We start from the raw sequence: 21,768 nt of genomic DNA on the forward strand, positions 1-21,768 counted from the left end.
CAGCGGCACAACAGATCAGGCTCCCGCCCTCGCACGAGGAACGGGAGCCTGAACTATTTAACGAAAGGGGGAGGGCAAGTTACTCAGCGAGATGCTGCGCTGCTATTCCGCCAGATGCTGCACTGGGCTATTCCGCCAAATGCTGCGCCAGGAAATCTACCGCCATGACGTAACCGTAAGCGCCGGCACCGGCAATCACCGCGGTGGCCTGCGGGGATACGAAGGAACGGTGACGGAACTCCTCACGGCGGTGAACGTTCGACAGGTGCACCTCAACCACCGGAAGCTCCGCCGCCTCCAGAGCGTCGTGAAGCGCCACGGAGGTATGCGTGTACGCCGCCGGATTGATAATGATGGCGGCCCCGCGCGTGCGGGCACGCTGAATCTCGTCCACCAGAACACCCTCGTGGTTGGACTGCATGAATTCAACGTCGAAACCGTGGGCGGCGGCACGCTCACGCACTGAACGCTCAATATCGTGCAGGGTCGTGTAGCCGTACACCTCGGGGCGGCGCTGCCCGAGCAGGTTCAAGTTCGGGCCGTTAAGCACAAAAATCGTATCTGACATAGAACCAGTGTGGCACAGCAGGCACCCGCACAGTACGAGCCAACGCGAACTGCCCAGAAAATGACGCGGTATAGAAGACGGAGGCCAACTACGGTGAACCTCGCTACCGTCCGCACCCCAAAGCCCGGTACCCTCACGCTATGACCGAGAACGCCACCCACCCCGCAACGGCCGCACAGAACACCTCGGCCCAAGACACTGCGGCAGACAACACCGAATCACTCCTGCAGATTCGCGTCGTCCCAGAGTTCAAAGCCGCCGCGGCCGCACGCCGGCTCAAGGCCCGCGCACCCGAAAGCCACCTCTCCACGGTGCGCCGCGCCCGCAAAATCAACCGTATCCTGGGCGAAACCTACCCCTACGCGGTCGCCGAACTCGACTTCGACACCCCCTTCGAGCTACTCATCGCCACCGTGCTCTCGGCGCAGACCACCGACGTGCGCGTCAACTCCGTGACCGGTGCGCTCTTCGCCCGCTACCCGGATGCCACCGCGCTCGCCTCCGCACGCTACGAGGAGGTCGAGCCCTACATCCAGTCCCTCGGCTTCTACCGCGCCAAGGCACGCTCCATCGTGAACCTCTCGCGCCAGCTCGTCGAGGAGCACGGCGGGCAGGTGCCCTCCACCCTCGAGGAGCTCGTCAAGCTCGCCGGAGTCGGCCGCAAAACCGCAAATGTGGTGCTCGGCAACGCCTTCGGCGTGCCCGGACTGACCGTCGACACGCACTTTGGCCGCCTGGCCCGCCGCATGGGATTCACCACCGCCGAGGCCCCCGAAGCGGTCGAAAAAGACGTTGCAGAGCTCATCGAACGCAAGGACTGGACCATCTTCTCGCACCGCATGGTCTACCACGGCCGCCGCATCTGCCACGCCAAGAAGCCCGCCTGCGGCGTATGCCCGGTTGCAGATCTCTGCCCCTCTTACGGCATCGGCGAGACCAACGAGCAGAAGGCCCGCAAGCTCATGAAATACGAAATGGCCCCCGGCCGCGAGGACCTGCACCTTCGCTTTCTGCAGGGCGCAACCCGCCGCCAGCTACAGGCCGAGGGGTACCCGCTCAGCGCCTAGCCGGCCCCTGCCGTACACTGGTGAAATCGCCGTAGACGGCCCGCCCGGATAGCGCGAGCCATGGACGAGCACAACCCCACGCCTGCATACGATGCGGAGAGCAACCAACTATGACCGTGACCAGCGGAACCGAGCACCCTGCCCGTGACCTTCTCGAGGCCCTCGCCAGCGGCGGGGTCGAATTTGACGTGGACGCCCTGCTACGCAGCGCCCCCGCCAGCCCCCTGAGCAAGGAGGCCGCCGTGCTGATTCTCTTCGGCGTTCTCGATGACTCGCCCTCCACCGGCGAATTCGAAGGATGCCCCGAGAACGTGGGTGCCGACCTGGACGTGCTTCTGCTCGTGCGCGCCGCAACACTTCGCGCGCACGCCGGTCAGCCCGCCTTCCCCGGCGGGAAAATCGACCCCGAAGACTACACGCTCGCCGAGTCCACGGGCGAACCGGTCGCACACATCGCCGCACTGCGCGAGGCCGTGGAGGAGACCGGCCTGGACCCCGCCGGCGTGCAGGTCCTCGGCCAGCTACGCACCCTGCCGCTTCCCATCAGCGACTTCATGGTCACCCCCGTCATCGGTTGGTGGAACAGCCCCGTGCCCGTCAGCGTGGTCGACCGCAACGAGTCCGCGCTCATCGCCCGCGTGCCCGTGCGCGACCTGCTGAACCCCGCCAACCGGCACACCGCCTACATCAAACGCGGCCGCACCTCGCACCGCACCCCCGCCTTCGATGTGCGCATGCCCGGCGGTGAGGAGTTCACGGTGTGGGGATTCACCGCGATTTTGCTGGACCGCATCTTCGACTCGCTTGGCTGGACCGTGCCCTGGAACCGCAACGATCTACGTCCAGCACCCGGGTACGAGCCCTAGAACCCGCCGGTCGTATGGCGTGCCGGCCAGCCGGTGGAAACGAACGCGGCCCCACCCCACGGCGGCCCGCACAGCCCGCCGCGGGTTATTTACCTTCGGAGTAATCGTGTACGTGGTGCACCGAGACGGGAAAATCCACCGGGACCCTGCCGAAAAGCAGACGCGCTGCCTCCGCCGCACACTCGCGCACGATGCGAGCCACGCGCTCGGCCTCCAGCTCCGGACCGCACAGCAGCAGCTCATCGTGCAGAAAATAGACGATGCGGGTGCGCATGGGCATGCCGAAAATCGTCTCCGTCAGCAGGCGGGTGCGCACCGAACCCATCCAGCACAGCGCCCACTCCGCGGCGGTTCCCTGAACAATAAAGTTGCGGGTCATGCGGCCGTGAGCACGCGCGGTCGACACCGCACGCGATTCGGCCGCCGGTGAGGAACGATCCGCCACAATCTCGCGAAAACGATCGCTCACCGGCGGTGAAGTGCGCCCCAGAAAAGTCGTCACCTGACCGCCCGCCTCACCGATGCGCGCCGCCCGCTCCGTGAACTCCATGGCCTGCGGGAAGAGGGCCGCAACGTGCGGAAGAAGCGCCCCAATCTCGCCGCTGCGTCCGCCGTACATGATGGCGAGCATGCCCACCTTGGCGTGGGCGCGCTCCGTCAGACCCACGCCCTTGAGACGCGCCAACTCGGCGATGCCGGCGTACAGGTCAGCGCCTCGTCCGGCCGCTGCGAGCGCCTCATCCCGGCTGAGGGCCGCCAGGATGCGCGGCTCAATCTGCGAGCCGTCCGTCACCGTCAGAATCTGCCCCTCGGGGGCCTGAATTGCCTGCCGAATCTCGGCGGGAAGCTGCAGGGCGCCGCCGCCCGAAGCGCCCCAGCGCCCGGTCGCGGCCCCGCCCACCTCAAGGTGCGGGCGGAAAGCGCCCTCAGAAACCCAGGTGTCGGACCACGCCCAGCCGTTGGCGGTCCAGATACGGTACAGCTTCTTGTAGCGCAGAATCGGTTCAATGAGGGCCTGCCGCTTCTGCCGCTGCGAGGGCACGGCCTTCGCCCAGCTCTTGAGCTCCCAGGACCGGGTCGACGTCACCGAGGCACCCGCCGACTGCAGGGCGTGTAGAAGCTCCTGCGGTGAGTCGGGGTTAAGCGTGGGCATGAACAGCATGCGCTGGATCTCTTTGACCAGCTCCTGCATCTTTTGTGGGCGTTGGCCGGGCTCGGGCCGGGGGCCCAGTAGTTCCTGCAGGTGTTCGTGGTGAGCCCTCACGTTAAAGGGGATGCCGTAGTACCCGATTTCGGCAGCGACGAGGGCGCCCGCCGATTCGGCCGCCGCCAGCAATCGCAGACGTTCGGGATGCTTCGAGGAGCTGATGGCCCGCGCCTGGGCCAGCCATTCGCCCATGAGGGCGCGCACGACGGGGTGTTCCGGCAAAAGACGGACGGGCCCGGCCGAAAGCTGTGCCTCGAAAGGCTCGTGAGGCGCCGGCTCAAGAAGATCGTGGGTCCCCGAGGCCTGCGCGGGATTCTTTGCGGAAGCACCGGCTGAACCGGCGTTCTTCTGAGCGGCACCGCTCAGGAAATCCGCGCCGAATAGTTCCTCCTGCCCCTGAATTTGGCGGGCCACTGGCAGGTATCCCTGGGGCTCTAGAGCCTCGGCGAGTTCCGAGAGGTCCAGCTCGGTTTCGTAGCTGACAAAGCGGCTGGGATGCGTGGCTGCGGTCCGCAGAATACGCTGCACGAGCCGCAGATCGTAGCACTGGTGCACGCGCACCCCGCGCCGCAATAGCAGGGGTGCGATGTGGCGGGTATCGGCCCAGATCCAGCGCGGGGGTCGGCGGTCCGAGGACCGCTCGGCCCTCCGCTCAACCTCGCGCACGTAGGCCGCCAGGTTCGCGGCGCTGACCCGGTCTGCGCGCAGAATCTGCGGAATGAAGGAAGGGTCGGCCAGCTGCTCGGCGGTGGGGTCTTCGTAGTGGAAAGCTCCCCATGACGTCACCGGGCTCTCCGCCCGTCCGCGCGCGGGCACGCCCGCCGCAATGCGGGCGGTGACGGGCTGATTCGCGGTGCCGGTGCGGGCCGTGATGTCCGCACCGGTGGCGGGGCTGAGGAGGATGTACATAGTTCCATTATCGGTGACGACCGGGTGCGGGCCGTGACGGGGCGTCGAGCCTGTGGATAGTAGGAGCGGCTGAGCGGCTGAAGGGGTTGTGCGAGGCTGGGGGCGCTGTGCGAGGCCGGGATGCCGTGTGAGACAGGGGTGCTGTGCGAAGCGGGGGCGGGTCTTGAAGCGGGTGAGTTTTGGAGTAAGCGAGTTTTGGGGCGGACGACTTTGGGGCTGTGCGGTTTTCGCGTTTCGTCATAAAGCCGTCGGAACGGAGGCTGAGCGGCCAAAACGAGGCGAAAACGCCCTGTGGATAACGGATTTTTCGGGGTTTAAGCCGGAATTATCCACAGAACGATTGTTCTATATTTGGGGGTTTTCCTCACGTGGTGTGATGAACCCATGAAGAATACCGACCAGCTACAGAACCCGCAGCGCACCCTACTCGCTGACTCGCCGCGCGTGAGGGCGCAGATTCCTCCGCGGGAGTCGGAACAGGGCCTTGCCCCCACACCGCCAGCTGGGGCGCCTCACGGGGTGCCTATGCCTAGCGGGGTGTCTGCCGGGGCGAGTGTTTCCGCGCTGATGGTGCCCGAAGACTACCGGGCCCGCGCCGTGGCCGTACAGGCGAGGGAGCGCATCCTGCGTTCCCCGGAATTCAGCTCCCTCGCGCTCGACGGAGCCGCGGCCTTTAACGGGCCCTCATCAGCACAGCCCTTCTTCGAGTCGCCGTTGCGTCCTCTCCTCGAGGGGGTCGTGGAGGAGGTTATCGCCGAGATAGACGGAGCCCCGCCGCCCGGTACGCTCCCGGGGTCGCCCCGGGTAGCCCCCGGGCTCCTGTCTCGCTTTATGCCCCGGGTCCTCTCGGGTACCCTATCCCTACGGAGAAAGCCGGGGAAGCTACCGGGCGTTTTTACTGCACATCTCGCAGGTCCGCGCGCTGCCGGACGGGGGACCGCCCCGTGGAGCTACCCCAGCGTCGAACACGTACCCGTCGACCGAGAACTGGCTCTGCGCTACCTGGGGTCTGAGCTCTACGGGTTTGGCGCGCTCGATTTGCTCCTCGAAGCGGGGGAAAAACTCGGCGCCGCCATCACCGATATCTACGTGAACTCACCCTGCGATATTTGGGCGGGCATCGGTGGTGAGGTTCGCCCCGTCGCCCTGAGCCTCGGCAACGAGCAGCGAGTGCGTGCCCTGGCCGAGCGCCTTATTCGCCGCCGCGGTGGGCAACTGGATACCGCGCACCCGGCTGCCGACGTCAGCGATGAGGTGGGTCGACGCATCCACGCCGTCATTCCGCCCCTGAGCGAGCGCACCCGCCTGTCCATCCGATTGCCGGCAAGGGAACGCCCTGGCCTAAACCGCCTCGTCAGCGTCGGATTGTGCGATGCCGCAACCGCCGACTACCTGCGTCGCATGGTGGCCGAGCGCCGTGGATTCGTCATTAGCGGCGGTACGGGAACCGGTAAGACGACGCTCCTCAACGCCCTGCTGGGGCTGTGTGAACCGGCCGAGCGCATCGTCATTCTGGAGGACACCCCGGAGCTCGCCCCCGAACACGAGCAGGTCGTTGCCCTTAGAACCCGAGCCGCGAATTCAGAGGGGGCGGGCGCTATCGGCCTGGGCGAACTCATCGTGCAAGCCCTGCGCATGGGCCCGGACCGCCTGGTTGTGGGGGAGTGCCGCGGGGCGGAGGTGGTGCACCTGCTGACCGCCATGAACACCGGTCACCGCGGTGCCGGGACCACGTTGCACGCCAATAGCGCCGAGGCGGTGCCTCGCCGACTGATTGCCCTGGGCGCGCTCGCGGGCCTGGATTATAGAACGGTTGCTCTGCATACGGTGACGGCTTTTGAGCGCATTATTCACCTCGAGCAGCAGGGCGGCCGCCGCCGCATTGAGGGCGTGTATAGCCTGCACGTTGAGGGGCCCGAAGAGCGGTTGCGGGTGCGGAGGATTCCCATTAATCCGGAGCCCGGTCGAGGGGTAGCCCCGTCGGAGTCAGCCGGAGGCGTCCGGGAAAGGGGGAGAACATGAGAGCCGCACGAACCGCATCGCTGAACCTGCGGGAGCGCTGGAAGAATCGCCGCCCCGGCGTAGCGGATGCCGAAGAGATGCGCGTGTGGCCACTCGTGTTGCGTTCCCTGGCCCTCAACCTGCGGTCGGGGATGAGTCTGCACGAGGCGGTGCAATCCCTCTCGTACCCCGAAGAGCACCCACGGATCGGTGAAGATATTCGCCGGTTTATCCGGGCTCTGGAGACTGCCGCGGCCTGGGGGCTATCGCCGCATCTGGCTTGCGAACAGGTTCTTGACGAGGATGAACGCAGCCTGAGACCTCACAGCCGAGAACGCCTGCGCGACCTGTCCCTCAGCCTGCGCATGAGCGAAAACGCCGGAGCGCCCCTGGCCACCAGTCTGGAGCGAGCCGCCGAGCACGCCGAGGAACGTATCGACGCACTCCTGGGACGGCAGAGCGCGCTGGCGGCGCCTCGAGCTACCGGTCGAATCCTCTCGTGGCTACCGCTCATCGGGCTGGGACTGGGAATGTTGATGGGCAGCGACCCGCTGGGTGTGCTCACCGGCTCGGTGGCTGGTGCCCTCGCGGGCTTGCTCGGACTCGCGCTGGCCCTGATAGGGCGAGGGTGGACGGCCCGGCTGGTGCACCGGGCCGAGGAGGAAAGCGAGGGGAGAGGCTCTTCTACCGCTCAGCCCGTCCGACTCGGTGGGCATCTCGCGAGGGAACCGACCGGTCGTGAGGGCCGACGCTTCGGCTCTTTGGGGCACGCGTCTTTGGGGCACACGGAAGCCTGCGCTTCACCCGGAGCGGACACGGCTCTCATGTTGGAGCTGCTCGGCGCGCAGCTGAGGGCCGGGCTCTCGCCACTTTCGGCCCTGACGGCTCTCGCCGAGGCCCTGAACAGCGGGCAACTGCGAGCGATATGCCGCCGACTGCAGATGGGAGCCACCTGGGAGGCGGCCTGGGCCGGAACCGCCACGGGAAGCTGGGGTCCGCTGAGGGACGCACTCGCCCCGGCCTACACCGCCGGTAGCCCGAGCGCGCCCCTGCTCAGGGCCCTCGCCGACGCGCAACGCCTGAGTGAGCGTCGCGCCGCGGAGCGGGCCGCCGGAAAACTTTCGGTTGCCCTGGTCGTGCCCCTCGGACTCTGCTCCCTACCGGCATTCATCTGCCTGGGCATCGTGCCCATCCTCATTTCGCTCCTGCCGACCCTCACCGGGTAGGCCCCGCGGGAACGATCCCACATTCTCGCGCCGAGTTGAACGAACCGCTCGGTGCGCAATCCCAAATACCTTGAGAAAGGAAGACCAATGACGAACATTCTGACCCCCACCTACCCCGAACGACGTGGAGAGAACGAAGCCGACCGCTACGAGGCGGAGGCTGCCCAGACTATCCTCGGGCCCGTGCCGCTCTCGGTTGCTATCGCCACGACCCTCAAACAATTACGCGAGGAATGTGCGGACCTCTTCGATGGGGATGAATTGCCCGATACGAAGGCCACCAAGATTACCCTGCCCGGCGCCTCGAGCGAGGCCCCGATGGGGCTCCCGCAGGAGCTGGCTCAGAGCGAAGAACGCGTTCTGAATATTGCCCGTGCCCTGGCCGAGGGATGCACCCTAGACTCTTGTGGCCCCACCTGCTGCGCGCTGGGTTGCGCACTTGACGAAGGCGAAGAACGTAGCTCGCGCGCTGCGGGAGATGGGACTGAGCCCGCTGAACCGACCGGGCGTTACGGGACTTCATGCGGGGACGAACCGCTCGAGCTCTCCACCGCTCTCGGCGCCGCGGAGCGTGAAACGCACGAAGCCGAACGTTACGCCCCCGCCGGTGACGTGGAGGAGGGCGCATCCACCGCGGAGTACGGAATCGTCATGCTTGCGGCGGTCGGTTTCGCGGGGCTGCTGGTGGTCATCCTCAAATCGGACGAGGTGCGTTCAATGCTCCTGGACATCGTGCGTAACGCCCTCTCGATTGCGGGAAACACGGGCCTGCTATAGGGCTATAAGATATTGGGCCAGGCCTAATTATGACCGGTAGAAACACCTGAAATATCAGCACAGGAAGGAGGAATAAAGAATGACCGTTCGTGTCATTTTAGGTCGTATTGTGGGTAGGTCTCGGAGGCGCAACCCTCGGCCCGAGGAACTGGGCGCCGTAACCGCCGAGTTCGCGGTGGCCCTGCCCGCCGTGACCGCGGTGCTCGCCCTCTGCCTGGGGGCAGCCTCCACCGGCGTGGCCCAGGTAAAGCTGGAAGAATCGGCCCGGGCGGCGGCCCGTGCAGCCGCCCGGGGCGACTCGGAAGCCGAGATTCGTGCGGTCGTCGAACGCATCGACCCGGCGCAGAGCGTGCAGGTGAGCGCGGCGAACTGGGAGCCTGGTGAGGCCTCGCAGGTGCAGGTCGTGGTGACCCGTCCCGCTCCCGGCGTTATCGGCTCCGCGACGGGATGGACCCTGCGAGCCGAGGCCCATGCCCGACAGGAAGGAGGCATCGATGAACCGGAAGAACCGGGAGGGCACAGCGCCGACTCTGGCGACCCCGGCTAGGGCGGGCGACCCGGTATCCGCGGGGTCCCGGGAGGAGGGCAGCGGCACAGTTCTCGCGTTGGGCATCGTGGCCGTTCTGCTGATTATGACGGTGACTGTGGCCGGACTCATCGGGGCGGTTTCCGCCAACCGACGGGCCTCCTCCGCAGCCGATCTCAGCGCCCTGGCCGCGGCGGACGCCTACAGGGGTCTTGCCTCCGGAGACCCCTGCGAGGTGGCCAAGGAATGGGCCGTCAAGAACGGCGCCCGGCTGGAGGCGTGCATCTTCCCGGACCGACCCGAAACCGTGGAGGTGACGGTCGCAGTGCCGGTCAGCGGCCCGATGAGCGTGCTGGGCCCGGCGAGAGCGCGAGCCCGGGCGGGAGCCGCGCACCCGCTGGGGGAGCACGCCCCGGAAGTCCCCGAGGTTGAGGACCCTCCCGAGGAGATGCCCGCGGAGGAAGCGCCACCGACGGACTGAGCTTCGGGAGTCTAGCCCTCGACGGCTTTCTAATCCCTGGCGACTATCCCGGGAGTCGCCCCCTCTTCCGTATCGGTGCTTCCGTCGATGCTCTTCAGCATGGCCCTCAGCAGGGCCATCGCGCCGGCCTTGCTGAGGGGCTCGTTGCGGTTACCGCACTTGGGCGAGTGTACGCAGGAGGGGCACCCCTGCTCGCATCCGCAGCTTTCGATGGCCTCGAGGGTGGCGCTCAGCCACCGCCGAACCGCGTTGAAGCCGCGCTCGCTGATGCCCGCACCGCCCGGCGCGGCATCGTAAACGAAGATCGTGGGCTGGCCGGTATCGACGTGGTAGAGCGTGGAGAGCCCTCCCAGATCCCAGCGATCGCTGGTGGCGATGAGGGGCAGCAGGCCGATGGCGGCGTGCTCGGCGGCATGCAGGGTGCCCGGGCCGTCCTCTTCGGTCACTCCGGCCCCGAAGAGGTAGCTGGGCTCGAACGTGAACCAGACGGCTTCGGTGATGAGCACCTCCGGGGGCATGGGCATGGGCTCGTTACCCAGGTGCTCACCGCCGTAGACCGAGAAACGTTTGTAGCCGGTCACCTGGTTGGTGACCTGAACCTGGCCGCGGTGCATCGTGAGGACGGTGTCGGAACTTTCGCCGGGGCCTACGCTGCGGGCCTCCTCGAAGCGTACGCGCGCCCGCTCGGCGAGCACTCGCACCTCGGTGGTTTCGATAGCTCGCGTGTAGAAGTCCGGGTTGGCGCGGCTGAGCAGAATCACGCGCTCGTCCTCGCTGAGGGATTCGACCACGTAGAGAACGTTCTGGTGAATATATACCGCTCCTGGGTGCCCCTGACTCATGGCGTGTGCGGCGTCCATGGTGCCGACGAGCGTACCCTCCTGCCCGTCGATGAGCTGGTAGGGGCCACCACCGGTTCCGCGGATGTCGACCAGGTCGGCGGCAGACTCGGCGTGCGTCCAGTACCAGCCGTCGGCGCGGCGGCGCAGGTACCCCTGCTGCACCAGGCGATCCAGGAGCGCCTCGGTGTGCGGGCCGAAAAGGTTCAGCTCCTCAACGCGGATGGGGGCCTCCTGGGCGGCCGCACAGAGCTGAGGGGAGAGCACATAGGGGTTGGTTGGGTCGAAAACGGTGGCTTCAACGTCCTGCCCAAAAATCGCCTCCGGGTGGTGCACCAGGTAGGTATCGAGCGGGTTGTCGTCGGCGATGAGAACGGCGAGCGCGTCCTGGCCGCCTCGTCCGGCTCTGCCGATGCGCTGGGTAAAGGATGCGCGGGTGCCGGGCCAGCCGGCCACGATGACCGCGTCCAGCCCGGAAATGTCGATACCCAGCTCCAGCGCGGAGGTGCTGGCCAGGCCCAGCAGCTCGCCGTTGCGGAGCCTGCGTTCGAGTTCGCGGCGCTCTTCGGGGGTGTATCCTGCCCGGTACGCGGCGACACGGTGGGCGAGGCCGGGCTCAACTTCGTCGAGGTAGCGTTGGGTCTTCTGCGAGAGGACCTCCACGCTACGACGGGAGCCCGCAAAGACCAGCGAGCGGGTGCGCGATAGCACCAGGTCGGTGAGCATCTGCGCACCCTGCTCGATGGGGGAGAGGCGGCGCGGGGCGTTCTGTTCGGCTTCGGATTTGAGGGCCTCCTGCTGGGTGCTGCGGGCACCGGCGGCCAGGCGGTCGGTTGCTGCGGGCGGGAGTAGCTCGGGTTCCCAGAGCACCACGGCAGTCTCGCCGCGGGCGGCCGTGGATTCGGTGATGGCGGTGACCGCCCGCTGCGGCACGCCAATGAGCTTGGCGAAGGACTCGACCGGGTTGGAGCTGGTGGCCGAGGCGCCGTAGAACACGGGCACGCTGCGGTAAAGGGCGCAGACGCGCCGCAGGCGGCGCATCAGATTGGCGATGTGCGCGCCGAAGACCCCTCGATAGCTGTGGGCCTCGTCGAGCACCACGTAGCGCAGCCCGCGCAGGAAGGAGGCCCACTGCCGGTGGTTGCTCAGAATCGAGTAGTTGAGCATGTCCGGGGTGGTGAGGATGAAGTTGGCGTGCTCGCGAATCCAGCGGCGTTCGCCGGTGGGGGTGTCCCCGTCGTAGCTGGCCGGGTAAAGCCCGGGAAGATTGTAGGAGGTGAGGGCGGTGAGTTGGTCTGCGGAGAGTGCCTTCGCCGGAGAAATATAAAGAATATTCGCTCTATTATTGAGGTTCTCAGTCCCGGAATACGCGGAAGTTGAGCTCACCGGTTCGCCGCACGAAGCTCGGTAAACGGCGTCCAGCGTGGGCATCAGGTAGCTCAGGGTCTTGCCCGATGCCGTGCCCGTGGCAACGATAACGTGCCCGCCGCTACCCGGTCCCTCCGCGTGCGCGCGACCCGGCGCGGACATCTGGTCGCCGGGCGAAGCTGTGGGGTGCCCGCTCCGCCAGCCGTAGCGGGCGGCGCTCGCCTCCAGGGCGGCGTCAAGACCGGCGTGGGCCGCCTGCGCGGCGGCGACCTGGTGAGCGTATGGCTCCGAAATGCCGAGAGATTCGAAGGCCTCCACCACGCGCGGATGCATCCACTGCGGCCAGGGGGCGTGCTCCGCCTCGCGGGCCGGGATGGTGTGCACGTGGGTGATCTGCTCGGGCAGGGTGGAGGCGGGCGACAGCTCGGGGAGGAGGGCGCTCAGAGCCTGCTGAGTGGCGTTTGGAAGGTCGCCGAGGCGGCGGGGCACGCCGGGTACCGCCGGTGGGCCCGAACGGTCTACGGTCGCGGATTGGGGGTCTGCGGGGTGATGAGCTGCGTGCTGGGGCATGGCTTCAATTGTAGGTCTCGGCTCGCGCGCGAACTCCCTCGTTCGTTACGGGCCCATCCGTCTTCAGTCGGGGGCGTTCCGGGGTATCGGGCGTATTTTTGTGCCGAGGGTTCGCACGCATCAAGGATTCTGTATGTATTGGGGGTATCGCACGTTAAAATAGTTTCGTGGCTCAAAATAAGATTATTCTGTATTACCAGTTCGCCCCCATCGCCGACCCGCAGGCGGTCATGCTCTGGCAGCGTGCCCTCTGCGAGAAGCTCGGCCTGCGCGGGCGCATCCTGATTTCCAAGCACGGCATTAACGGCACCCTCGGCGGCGAGATTAACGCGGTCAAGGCGTACACCAAGGAAACCCGCAAGTACCCCGGCTTCAAGAACATGGAGTTCAAGTGGTCCGAGGGTGGTGCGGAGGATTTCCCCCGCCTGTCCGTGAAGGCTCGCGACGAGATTGTGGCTTTCGGCGCTCCCGACGAGCTGCAGGTGGACGAGAACGGCGTCGTTGGCGGCGGCGTGCACCTGAAGCCCGAAGAGGTCAACAAGCTCGTTGAAGAGCGCGGCGACGAGGTGGTCTTCTTCGACGGCCGTAATGCCTTCGAAGCGAAGATCGGCAAGTTCAAGAACGCCATTGTCCCCGACGTGCGCACCACCCACGACTTCATCCGCGAGATTGAGTCCGGCAAGTACGACGACCTCAAGGACAAGCCGGTCGTCACCTACTGCACCGGCGGGATCCGCTGCGAGATTCTCTCCGCGCTCATGAAGAACCGCGGCTTCAAGGAAATCTACCAGATCGACGGCGGCATCGTGCGTTACGGCGAGAAGTACGGCGACAAGGAACTGTGGGAAGGCTCGCTCTACGTCTTCGACAAGCGCATGCACATGGAGTTCACCCCGGACACCGTCACCATCGGCAAGTGCGAACAGTGCGGCGCCCCCTCGAACAAGTTCGAGAACTGCTCCAACGATTCCTGCCGTGAGCTGGTTCTGCTCTGCCCCGAGTGCGCAGCTGATGATGCGAAGCGCCACTGCGTGCCCGAGTGCTCGGTGGACCGCGAAGCCGCCGAGGTGAGGGCCTAATGGCCTCCGCCAAGGAGAACGCGGTTCAGATTTCAGAGCCCCGCGTTGAGGAACACCCGGCGATGGTCGTTGCCGGCGTTTCGCGGGTGTTTTCCCTGGATGAGGACTTCTCCCCGCTGTGGGATGAGCTGAATCAGAAGGCCTCCCCGGCAATGCTGGACGTTCTGAATGTGACCCAGTACCTGGGCGTGTGCACTCAGCCGAACCCGAAGGGTCAGGTCCGCTACACGGCGGGCTTCCTGGTGTCGGAGCCGGCGAGCGCGGTGAAGCTCGGCCTGGGCGTGCTGGAGCTGCCTGCGAGCACCTATGCGGTGGTCGAGGTGACCGGCTCGATTTCGGAGTCCATTCCGGCTGGCTTTGCGAGCTTTGAGGAGGCGTTCTTCGCGAAGAACCCGCAGTACCGCCCGGTTGGTGGCCTGGAGGTTTACGGCCGCGGCGATATGCAGGCGGCTGATTACCGTATGGAACTGTGGGTTCCGCTGGCGAAGCGTTCCTAATGTAGTTTGTCTCGGCAGTTTGTTTCTGTCGTTTTAGTTGCAGTTTTAGCTGTTGAATAGAAAGGCCCGGTGGTGCGATGCGTTCGTGCCGCCGGGCTTTTTTGTGCCCTTTTCGACTATATTTTGTGCCAGCATTTTGTGGCGGTATGTGTGCGCCGTATGGGTGGGGCGTGCGGGTGATGCGTGCGGCGAAAGCGGGGGAGGGAGTTCCTCTTGCCCGACCCGAATTTCCCCGCTCATAATAAAATACTTGACATGTAAAGTATCTGGGGGTAGATTTAAAATACCAGCCCGGCACTACAAGAGAATCGGGCACAACCCGCAAAGGAAAAAACAATGAGCACCCCCACCAACCCCGGCACCCCGCAGTTCGATCCGCAGCTCGACGAGTCCATCCGCATCAGCCACCTCGAACCCAAGGCTGGCACCGAAAAGAAGCTCAGCTTCCTCTCCTTCGGCCACTGGGCTGAGGTTCCCGGCTCCCGTGTACCCTCGGCCGCAGAATCCCTGCTCCAGGCAATTGACCTCGCGGTAGGCGCCGAAGATATCGGACTGGATGGCGCGTTCTTCCGCGTGCACCACTTTGACCAGCAGCAGGCGACCCCCTACCCGCTGCTCTCCGCAATCGCCGCCAAGACCGAACGCATCGAGCTGGGCACCGGCGTGATTGACATGCGCTACGAAAACCCGCTCTACATGGCGGAACTCGCCGCCATGGCTGACCTCATCGCGGCGGGCCGACTGCAGCTCGGTGTCTCCCGCGGTTCGCCCGAATCCGTGATTCGCGGTTTTGAGAGCTTCGGCTACTACCCGGCAGAGGGTGAAAACGAGAGCGACATGGCGCGCCGTCACCTCGACATCTTCCTCAAGGCAATCGAGGGTGAGGGTATGGCACCCAGCGCTCGCGTTCCCGGCAAGTACGCCCCCGTCCAGCCGCAGTCGCCGGGCCTGCGTGACCGCATCTGGTGGGGCGCGGGCACCGATAGCACCGCCGTGTGGACCGCGCAGAAGGGCCTGAACCTTATGTCTTCGACTCTGATGCTTGAAGATAAGGGTATTCCCTTCGACCAGCAGCAGGCGCAGCAGATTCGCCTCTTCCGCTCCGAGTGGGTGAAGGCGGGTAACTCGGGTGTTCCGCGTGTTTCGGTCTCCCGCTCGGTGCTGCCGGTGGTTGATGAGACCTCGGCGCGCTACTTCGGTCGCCGCGCCGCGGAGGATTCACAGGATTACACCGGCATTATCGACAACAGCTTCTCTCGCTTTGGCCGTAGCTACATTGGTGACCCGGCGGAGATTGCCGAGGAGCTCGCTCGTGACGAGGCGGTTCAGGCAGCGGACACCGTGCTGCTGACCGTACCGAACCAGCTGGGCGTGGACTTCAATCTGAAGATGCTGGATGCCATTGTCAAGGAGATTAAGCCCGCGCTGACCACCAAGTAAATATCATAAAATTATTGAATTTATTGGTTATTTTAGAAATATTTATTGGTAAATAAATAGGGTGCAGAACGGTGTAAAAACAGCATGCTGTCTGGGTGTATCGTCCACGTGTAAGTTTGCACTTTATTCCCTAAACTAATTTTCATTATGAAGATCGCCCCCGGAGCTATGATTCCGGGGCGATCTGTGTGCTATCGGGCTATTTGAATCCGCATGTGAGGGTTGAGAATATGTGGGGTCGGGGCACATCCTATCGAGGCACATCCTAGGTGGAAGGTCTGTTGCCTTGCGTCCTGAACCTTTCAAGGGAGGGGGAGTGGGTTTTTCCCTGCGTTTCATAAAGTCGTCCAATTTGTTGATTTGACGGTGCAGGGCGGCACTTTCGAGTAATATTTGTGTTGGGTAGGCAAAGGTGATATACGTCACGATAATAGCGGCGAGTCTCTTCTTCTGCCTGAAGGTAAGTGTTGGCTTCGGGGGTGAAGAGTGTGGTTTTTTGTGGCTTTCTATAAGAATGAATACCCGGAAAAAGGGGCATTGCCTGTTGCGGGCTATATTAAAGCCACATATTTCTCCGCACTGAAAATAAATAATTCAAAGCGTATAAAAGCAATTTATTTAAAAATTTTATTTAATGCATCTCAATGCATTTTTATTATCTTTTGAATATGCCTAGTCTTAACACGCCACCCAGGATTTTCCAACGACGATGAACCGTCGTGAAAAGGGTAGATTGAGTGCTCATCCGGAGAGCCCGGAGATAAGAGCGTTCTTCCAGGTGGATACTTCTTCCTGTACCGACCCTTTCAGAGCATCTTCGGTAGTGCATCGTGAATTATCACTCAACATACGAGATAAGGACTAGTCCTCATGACTTCTGAAAAATCCTCCATCGAGGCTCAGCAGCCCGGTTTGAGCCGCCGCCAGTTGGCAGCCGGTGCAGCCTGGGCAACCCCCGTTATCGCCGCATCCGCTGTCGTTCCGGCATATGCTGCCAGCACCGGTGATACTGCCGGTAGCGAATACGGTCTCTTCGTGACCACCGCTTATAACGGTGGTTTTGTCGGTTATACCCACAGTGATGACGCTGGTTTTAATGGCCCCACCAGCCCCCAGGCATACTGGGCTAACGGTGGCACCTATACCCCGACCATGAATGTTACTTCTGAAGGCTGCTTCACCGATGGTATGGCAAAGGTTGGCGCGGGTAGCTACACTCCTGTGACCAACTCTGGTAGCGGTTCTAACGGTGGTTATGTTAGCTCGACCGGCTTCTGGTTCTCTGTACCCACCACTGCGGTGAAGACCGGTACCGGTTACGTCTCTGGTTCTAAGGCAGTTCTGAAGGCGGGTGCGCGTTTCAGCACCCTGGTGACCGTGGTCGTCCCGACTACCTCCAACTGGAAGTGGACTCTCAACAATATTGCCCTTCAGCGATCCGCTCAGAAGTGGACTAAGACTCTCACCGGCCGCATGGGCGATTTGAATGCTACCGCTCCGTACCTGGGTACCGCGAACGTGGCTGGTACGTGGACTGCTTCTGTGCCGACCATCAAGGATAACGGCGACGGCACCGCAACCTTTACCGGTACGATTACCTACACCACTAGCAGCAACTACACTCTGACTCAGACCGGTTCTAAGTACTACGGTCAGGTTGTTATTCTGCCCGGTGTGATTGAAGTTTACCCGGCATACGGTTTTAAGAGCTTCTCCCTGACCTCGCAGGTGGAATCGGCTACCATCACCTACTCGGGTGCTGAGGTGCCGAACGTTCAGCTGAATAACGAGCTGCAGACCACCGCTACTATTCGTAGCTGCTAATCCCAGGGATAAGTCTTCTACATTAGGCAGTTGAGAGGAAGAAAACAGGGAATATATTGGCGCCGATGTTCGGCGCAGATGGTACATCAAGCGCTACGCGGACGACGGTATATGCACCGCTCCTGTAGAAGTTGCACCCTGTGGATGAGAGTGACCGCACGGAGCATATCAGAGCAGGCAGACGGTGTTTGGTGCCCCGAATGTTGACACCCTGAATGAAATGGAAAAATGGGGGTGCGGAAGCTAGAGGAAGAATAAACCTCGCTCCGGGCTCATCACGCACCTTCAGAATCTGTCAGATCATGCGCAAACGTAATGGTTTTCAAGCCCTGTCACCTTCACACTCAGCCGATAGGGACCGGGGTAAAAACCTGTGTCATACGTGACGTACCACGGCGCTACCCGGTAGATACCCGGTGTAGAAGACAGCCCTCAGTCACATCGGTAAAGCCTCGCCCCCCCCATAGCTTGGGAGCGGGGCTTTACCGCGCTTTAAAAGCTCTCGCAAGTGTTTTCAGATGCAGAAGTTCTAGAATCCCTCTGCCTAGAAATCCCTCTGTCTAAAAGTCCTTCGTCTTTTCCCAAGGCTCAATAGCGCCCGGAACCACCTCAAAGAGCGGATGCGCACACGCCGCCAGCTCGCCGCGTGCCGCCAGCGTGCCGCCGTCGCTTCCGTGATGGGCGATGGTCGCTGATGAGCGCGAACTCTGCCGCCTCCCGAGGGCAAGGGCGCGGAGCACGTGCAGCAGCCCGCACAAGTGGACAATTGGTCAGTTATCACTGTATAGTCATCGTATGCTGACTATTGCTTCACACCTCGACGTCATGAACCGGCTCGGCCGCGCCATGGCCGACCCGACACGTTCCCGGATTCTGATGACCCTCCTCGGCGGCCCGAGCTATCCAGCCGTGCTCTCGCGCGAGCTGGAGCTGACCCGCTCGAACGTGTCCAACCACCTGACCTGCCTGCGCGATTGCGGAATCGTCGTCGCCGAGCCCGAGGGCCGCCAGACGCGCTACGAGATCGCCGACCCGCACCTCGCCGCGGCACTGACGTCCCTGATCGACGTCACGCTCGCGGTGGACGAGGCCGCGCCGTGCATCGACCCGGCATGCTCGGTGTCGGGCTGCTGTGGAACGGCGGCGGGAGCATGAGCGAGATCCTGACCACCGCGCGCCGCGCGATGCTGCACCGGCGCGTCCGCTTCATCGTCGGCTTCACGATCACGTACAACGTAATCGAGGCAATCGTCGCAGTCTGGGCAGGCGTCCTCGCCTCGTCCGCGGCGCTCATTGGCTTCGGGCTCGACTCGGTTGTCGAGGTACTCTCGGCCGCGGCCGTCACCTGGCAGTTCACCCGCAAGGACCCTGAGCGGTGGGAAACGGTCACCGTCAAGGCCATCGGCATCGCGTTCTTCGCGCTGGCGGCCTACGTCTCGATCGACGCGGTGCTGGCCCTGGTCGGCCAGGAGGGCCCCGACCGCAGCCCGCTGGGTCTCGGTATCACCGCGCTGAGCCTGGTCGTCATGCCTCTGCTGGCGTGGATTGAGGTCCGCACCGGGCGGGAGCTGGGCTCCAAGAGCGTGATGGCCGACGCCAAGCAGCTCATCCTGTGCATCTACCTCTCCGGTGCAGTGTTCATCGGCCTCGTCCTCGACAGCCTGTTCGGCTGGTGGTGGGCTGACTCGGTCGCGGCGCTGGTCGTGGCGGTGCTCGCGGTGCGCGAAGGCCTGGAGGCCTGGCGCGGCGACGTCGAGTCGCCGTTCGAAGTGCTAGAGGACCTCGAAGACGACTGACCCGTCACCCGACGTTGAAGAGCCAGTGCTTGCAACCCAGACATGCGCTACGAAAACCCGCTCTACATGGCTGAACTTGCCGCCATGGCCGATCTCATTGCGGCGGGTCGACTGCAGCTGGGCGTGGACTTCAACCTGAAGATGCTTGAGACAATCGTGAAGGAAATTAAGCCCGCGCTGACCACCAAGTAAAGGCCCTGAGGTGAAGGTCCTGGGGTAAAGGTCCTGGGGTAAAGACCCCGTGCCAAGCTGTTTCCAGCGCTCTGTAACGCGCTGAGATGTTTGTTCCCATACAGCTTGAGCCACACATACAGCGATGCCCCGGCAGGCACCCGCAAGGGTTCTGCCGGGGCATTACTATGCTCACGTTCTTAGAAATCCTTCTGTCTAAAAGTCTTTCGTCTTTTCCCAAGGCTCAATAGCGCCCGGAACCACCTCAAAGAGCGGATGCGCACACGCCGCCAGCTCGCCGCGTGCCGCCAGTCGCTCGCTCAACCGATGCTCCCACTCGGGGTCACGCCCGGCCACCTTGTGCTGCAGAAAGGCGAGCTCGTACTCCAGCTGACCCAAAGGAACGGGAATATGCGCGACCGAAGGATACGGGTTTCCTGCCTTGTCGGCGCAGTTTTTACCTGTGCCGTTTTTACCTGTGCTATTTTCGTTTGTGCTATTTTTGCCCGCATCGTGTTCGCCCGCACCAATCAGTGCACGGTTGAACGAGTAGCCGCGGGCATCCGCCTCATCCGCCAACCCGCGCAGGTAGGCGGCAACCGCCTCCAGCGGCTGCGGATGCGCGCGAAAACGAATCAGCTGCGGATGGTTCGTGTACCCGCGAGTCAGACCCCGCAGAACCTTCTGCGCCAGCAGAGTTTCACGCCAGCAAGCGACCAGGGCACGGCGGTCAAGCAAGGAGGGGTGCAGGGACCAAATGCGCACGCCTAGCCCTGTGCTTCTGCCGCATATACCTCAGCGGCATTTTCACCAGCCGATGCTGCGCCCGTGTGCTCGTCGCTAAAGTGCAGGAAGCTCTTGAGCACCAGCTCGCGCACCGCGTGCAGCAGGGTATCGCGCGGATGCTGTTCCTGCGTACCGCGCGAGGCGGCGGCCGCCTCGTCGTATTCGGGCCAGGAGAGCAGCATCGCCAGGGCCGCCACAATCTGGCCCACGGCCAGCTCGCCATCGCTCGCGGAAGTGAAACCCGCCGTCTCGGTGGAGAGCAGCTGGGTGCGGCACAGACCCGATCCGGCACGCAGCAGAATAACGCTCGGGTGCTCGGCGCCGGGTCGGCCGTGGCGTTCCTCGGTGACGTCCTCGGCGACCTCCAGGTGCGCGGCGAGGAGCGCCTCGTCGTCCATGGCGGCGAGGCGGTCGTAACGGCGCACGGACTCGGTGAGGGCACGGGCGATGGGTTGCTGAATCGGGTAGGTGATTTCCTCGAAACGCTGTAGGGGATCGGTCACCCCTGCCGCGGTTGCCTCGGTCGGGCGGCGCAGCCAAATCATACCGAAGCCAATAGAATGAACGTTCCGGGATTCGAAGTCGTTTAGATACGCCAGGTAGGTCTGCTCGTAGTGCTTGCGGTCGCGGTTCTCGCTCGCATCCTTCAGCCAGGTCTCGGCGTAGGACTCGGGGCTCAGCGTCTCGCGCTGAATAATCCAGGCCTCGGCGTCGGCATCTTCAACCCAGGCGCGTGGGCGCTCATCCCACGGGCGGGGTGCTTCCGGGTCCTCAGAGTCGCGAATAATCTCCCAGTTGCCCAGCATCTGCGCGCGGCCACCGGGCACCAGCACCGAGGGCAGGCGGCGCACCATCGTGCTCACAATTTCGTCACCGGGCAGGCCGCCGTCGCGGTAGGTGAACTGCTCCTCGGCGCTCTCACCGGCAACGCGCGGGGTAATCACGAACGGCGGATTCGACACCACCAGGTCGAAAAGCTCACCGGCGACCGGCTCCAGCAGGGAACCCATGCGCAGGCTCACGCGCGCCTGCGGGTTCTGCGGGTCAATATTGAGTGCCTGCGCGTTCAGCAACAGGTTAAAGCGGGTGAACGCCAGGGCACGCTCCGAAATATCGGTGGCGGTCACGTGCTCAGCGTGGGCGAGCAGGTGGAAGGTCTGAATACCGCAGCCGGTACCCACATCCAGGGCACGCTCGACGGGGGTGCGCTCGGTAATCTGCGCCAGGGTCAGGGACGCGTGACCGATGCCGAGCACGTGATCCTTGCGGAGCACACCGGGGCGCTGATGCGCGCCCAGGTCCGCGGCCACATAAATCTCGGTGCCGTCGTCGGCGGCGTGCGGGCGCAGGTCGACGCTCGCGGTCCAGCAACCTGCCGCGTCGCGCTCAATCAGGGATGCCTCCGCGAAGTCCTGCAGGGTCTCGCCGAAGACCTCTGCGGCCTCCGCCTCGGTCAGCGGGCGGGCCAGCAGGAAAAACGCCAGCAGGCGCGCCAGGTTCTTCTGTTCCGCACTGTACTCGCCGCGCAGAATCTGCTCGACACGCCAAATTCCGGGGACCACCTGGTCGCGGGCCATCGCATCCGCGGCGTTCGCGCCCAGAAGCTCCTGCACGGCGTCGTACGTGTAGTTCAGGGCAGTGAGGCGCTCGCGCAGGCGCACGAGGCGGGCGTAGTCGTCGCTGCGGGGCGCATCCGCAACAGCGGCGTACCCGGGGGCGAAGTCGGGGGCAGAAATACTCATGCACACCATTCTACGCACCGGGCCCACA

Annotated in this window: 18 protein-coding genes and 1 pseudogene; 14 read left to right on the plus strand and 5 right to left on the minus strand. The window is 64.0% G+C overall.

Features of this window, described 5'->3' with window-relative positions; translation table 11 throughout:
* Nucleotides 1–127: 127 nt before the first annotated feature.
* Complete coding sequence (gene aroQ, locus HMPREF2630_RS04190; RefSeq protein ID WP_049343193.1) at nt 128–568, minus strand: type II 3-dehydroquinate dehydratase; 441 nt, start codon at nt 566–568, stop codon at nt 128–130.
* A 140-nt stretch (nt 569–708) separates the two neighbouring features.
* On the opposite strand from aroQ, the gene nth reads away from it, so the two are divergent.
* Entirely contained in the window at nt 709–1,635 is a 927-nt protein-coding gene (nth, locus tag HMPREF2630_RS04195) for an endonuclease III (RefSeq protein ID WP_070483538.1), read from the plus strand.
* 110 nt (nt 1,636–1,745) lie between these two features.
* Nucleotides 1,746–2,501, plus strand: a complete 756-nt coding sequence (locus HMPREF2630_RS04200) for an NUDIX hydrolase (protein ID WP_070483540.1) — start codon at nt 1,746–1,748, stop codon at nt 2,499–2,501.
* 85 nt (nt 2,502–2,586) lie between these two features.
* Here HMPREF2630_RS04200 and HMPREF2630_RS04205 read toward each other — a convergent pair whose 3' ends face one another.
* Nucleotides 2,587–4,617, minus strand: coding sequence for a bifunctional 3'-5' exonuclease/DNA polymerase (locus HMPREF2630_RS04205; protein WP_070483542.1), 2,031 nt, complete (start codon nt 4,615–4,617; stop codon nt 2,587–2,589).
* Nucleotides 4,618–5,655: 1,038 nt separating this feature from the next.
* On the opposite strand from HMPREF2630_RS04205, the gene HMPREF2630_RS04210 reads away from it, so the two are divergent.
* The 5 genes from HMPREF2630_RS04210 to HMPREF2630_RS04230 all read left to right on the plus strand — a co-directional run bounded on the left by HMPREF2630_RS04210 (nt 5,656) and on the right by HMPREF2630_RS04230 (nt 9,628).
* Entirely contained in the window at nt 5,656–6,639 is a 984-nt protein-coding gene (locus HMPREF2630_RS04210; RefSeq protein ID WP_246822753.1) for a TadA family conjugal transfer-associated ATPase, read from the plus strand.
* A complete protein-coding gene (locus tag HMPREF2630_RS08910) occupies nt 6,636–7,844 on the plus strand; it encodes a type II secretion system F family protein (RefSeq protein ID WP_083298879.1) in 1,209 nt (402 codons plus the stop codon). Before HMPREF2630_RS04210 ends, HMPREF2630_RS08910 begins: the two co-directional genes overlap by 4 nt.
* A gap of 87 nt (nt 7,845–7,931) precedes the next feature.
* Entirely contained in the window at nt 7,932–8,621 is a 690-nt protein-coding gene (locus HMPREF2630_RS08915) for a DUF4244 domain-containing protein (RefSeq protein WP_083298880.1), read from the plus strand.
* A 79-nt stretch (nt 8,622–8,700) separates the two neighbouring features.
* Nucleotides 8,701–9,168 carry a TadE family type IV pilus minor pilin gene (locus tag HMPREF2630_RS04225; protein ID WP_070483546.1) on the plus strand — a complete coding sequence of 156 codons (468 nt, stop codon included), beginning with the start codon at nt 8,701–8,703 and terminating at the stop codon, nt 9,166–9,168.
* Nucleotides 9,116–9,628, plus strand: a complete 513-nt coding sequence (locus HMPREF2630_RS04230) for an Rv3654c family TadE-like protein (protein WP_080975281.1) — start codon at nt 9,116–9,118, stop codon at nt 9,626–9,628. The genes HMPREF2630_RS04225 and HMPREF2630_RS04230 overlap by 53 nt, the downstream gene beginning before the upstream one ends.
* Nucleotides 9,629–9,657: 29 nt before the next feature.
* Here HMPREF2630_RS04230 and HMPREF2630_RS04235 read toward each other — a convergent pair whose 3' ends face one another.
* A complete protein-coding gene (locus HMPREF2630_RS04235; RefSeq protein WP_083298881.1) occupies nt 9,658–12,405 on the minus strand; it encodes a DEAD/DEAH box helicase in 2,748 nt (915 codons plus the stop codon).
* Between the two features lie 167 nt (nt 12,406–12,572).
* Here HMPREF2630_RS04235 and HMPREF2630_RS04240 point away from each other — a divergent pair, with 167 nt between their 5' ends.
* The 7 genes and pseudogenes from HMPREF2630_RS04240 to HMPREF2630_RS09460 form a co-directional block, all read left to right on the plus strand.
* Nucleotides 12,573–13,484 carry an oxygen-dependent tRNA uridine(34) hydroxylase TrhO gene (locus HMPREF2630_RS04240; RefSeq protein ID WP_070483548.1) on the plus strand — a complete coding sequence of 304 codons (912 nt, stop codon included), beginning with the start codon at nt 12,573–12,575 and terminating at the stop codon, nt 13,482–13,484.
* The gene (locus HMPREF2630_RS04245) at nt 13,484–13,981 is read left to right on the plus strand and encodes a GyrI-like domain-containing protein (protein ID WP_070483550.1); all 498 of its coding nucleotides are present in this window, start codon (nt 13,484–13,486) and stop codon (nt 13,979–13,981) included. The genes HMPREF2630_RS04240 and HMPREF2630_RS04245 overlap by 1 nt, the downstream gene beginning before the upstream one ends.
* Nucleotides 13,982–14,317: 336 nt before the next feature.
* On the plus strand, nt 14,318–15,421 hold the full coding sequence (locus HMPREF2630_RS04250) for an LLM class flavin-dependent oxidoreductase (protein ID WP_083298882.1): 1,104 nt from the start codon (nt 14,318–14,320) through the stop codon (nt 15,419–15,421).
* 870 nt (nt 15,422–16,291) lie between these two features.
* Nucleotides 16,292–17,245 carry a hypothetical protein gene (locus HMPREF2630_RS04255; RefSeq protein ID WP_049343202.1) on the plus strand — a complete coding sequence of 318 codons (954 nt, stop codon included), beginning with the start codon at nt 16,292–16,294 and terminating at the stop codon, nt 17,243–17,245.
* 795 nt (nt 17,246–18,040) lie between these two features.
* A complete protein-coding gene (locus HMPREF2630_RS04260; RefSeq protein ID WP_049331677.1) occupies nt 18,041–18,400 on the plus strand; it encodes a Cd(II)/Pb(II)-sensing metalloregulatory transcriptional regulator CmtR in 360 nt (119 codons plus the stop codon).
* On the plus strand, nt 18,397–19,041 hold the full coding sequence (locus HMPREF2630_RS04265) for a cation diffusion facilitator family transporter (protein ID WP_049343203.1): 645 nt from the start codon (nt 18,397–18,399) through the stop codon (nt 19,039–19,041). The genes HMPREF2630_RS04260 and HMPREF2630_RS04265 overlap by 4 nt, the downstream gene beginning before the upstream one ends.
* A gap of 39 nt (nt 19,042–19,080) precedes the next feature.
* Nucleotides 19,081–19,167 (plus strand): annotated as a pseudogene (locus tag HMPREF2630_RS09460) (luciferase); the annotation flags it as partial.
* A 261-nt stretch (nt 19,168–19,428) separates the two neighbouring features.
* Here HMPREF2630_RS09460 and HMPREF2630_RS04275 read toward each other — a convergent pair.
* Together HMPREF2630_RS04275 and HMPREF2630_RS04280 are read right to left on the minus strand one after the other, a co-directional pair.
* A complete protein-coding gene (locus tag HMPREF2630_RS04275; RefSeq protein WP_070483554.1) occupies nt 19,429–19,977 on the minus strand; it encodes a pyrimidine dimer DNA glycosylase/endonuclease V in 549 nt (182 codons plus the stop codon).
* Between the two features lie 2 nt (nt 19,978–19,979).
* Nucleotides 19,980–21,740 carry a DUF7059 domain-containing protein gene (locus HMPREF2630_RS04280; RefSeq protein WP_070483556.1) on the minus strand — a complete coding sequence of 587 codons (1,761 nt, stop codon included), beginning with the start codon at nt 21,738–21,740 and terminating at the stop codon, nt 19,980–19,982.
* Nucleotides 21,741–21,768: the final 28 nt, after the last annotated feature.

It is taken from the genome of Rothia sp. HMSC072B03 (assembly GCF_001809565.1).
Taxonomy (GTDB): domain Bacteria; phylum Actinomycetota; class Actinomycetes; order Actinomycetales; family Micrococcaceae; genus Rothia; species Rothia mucilaginosa_A.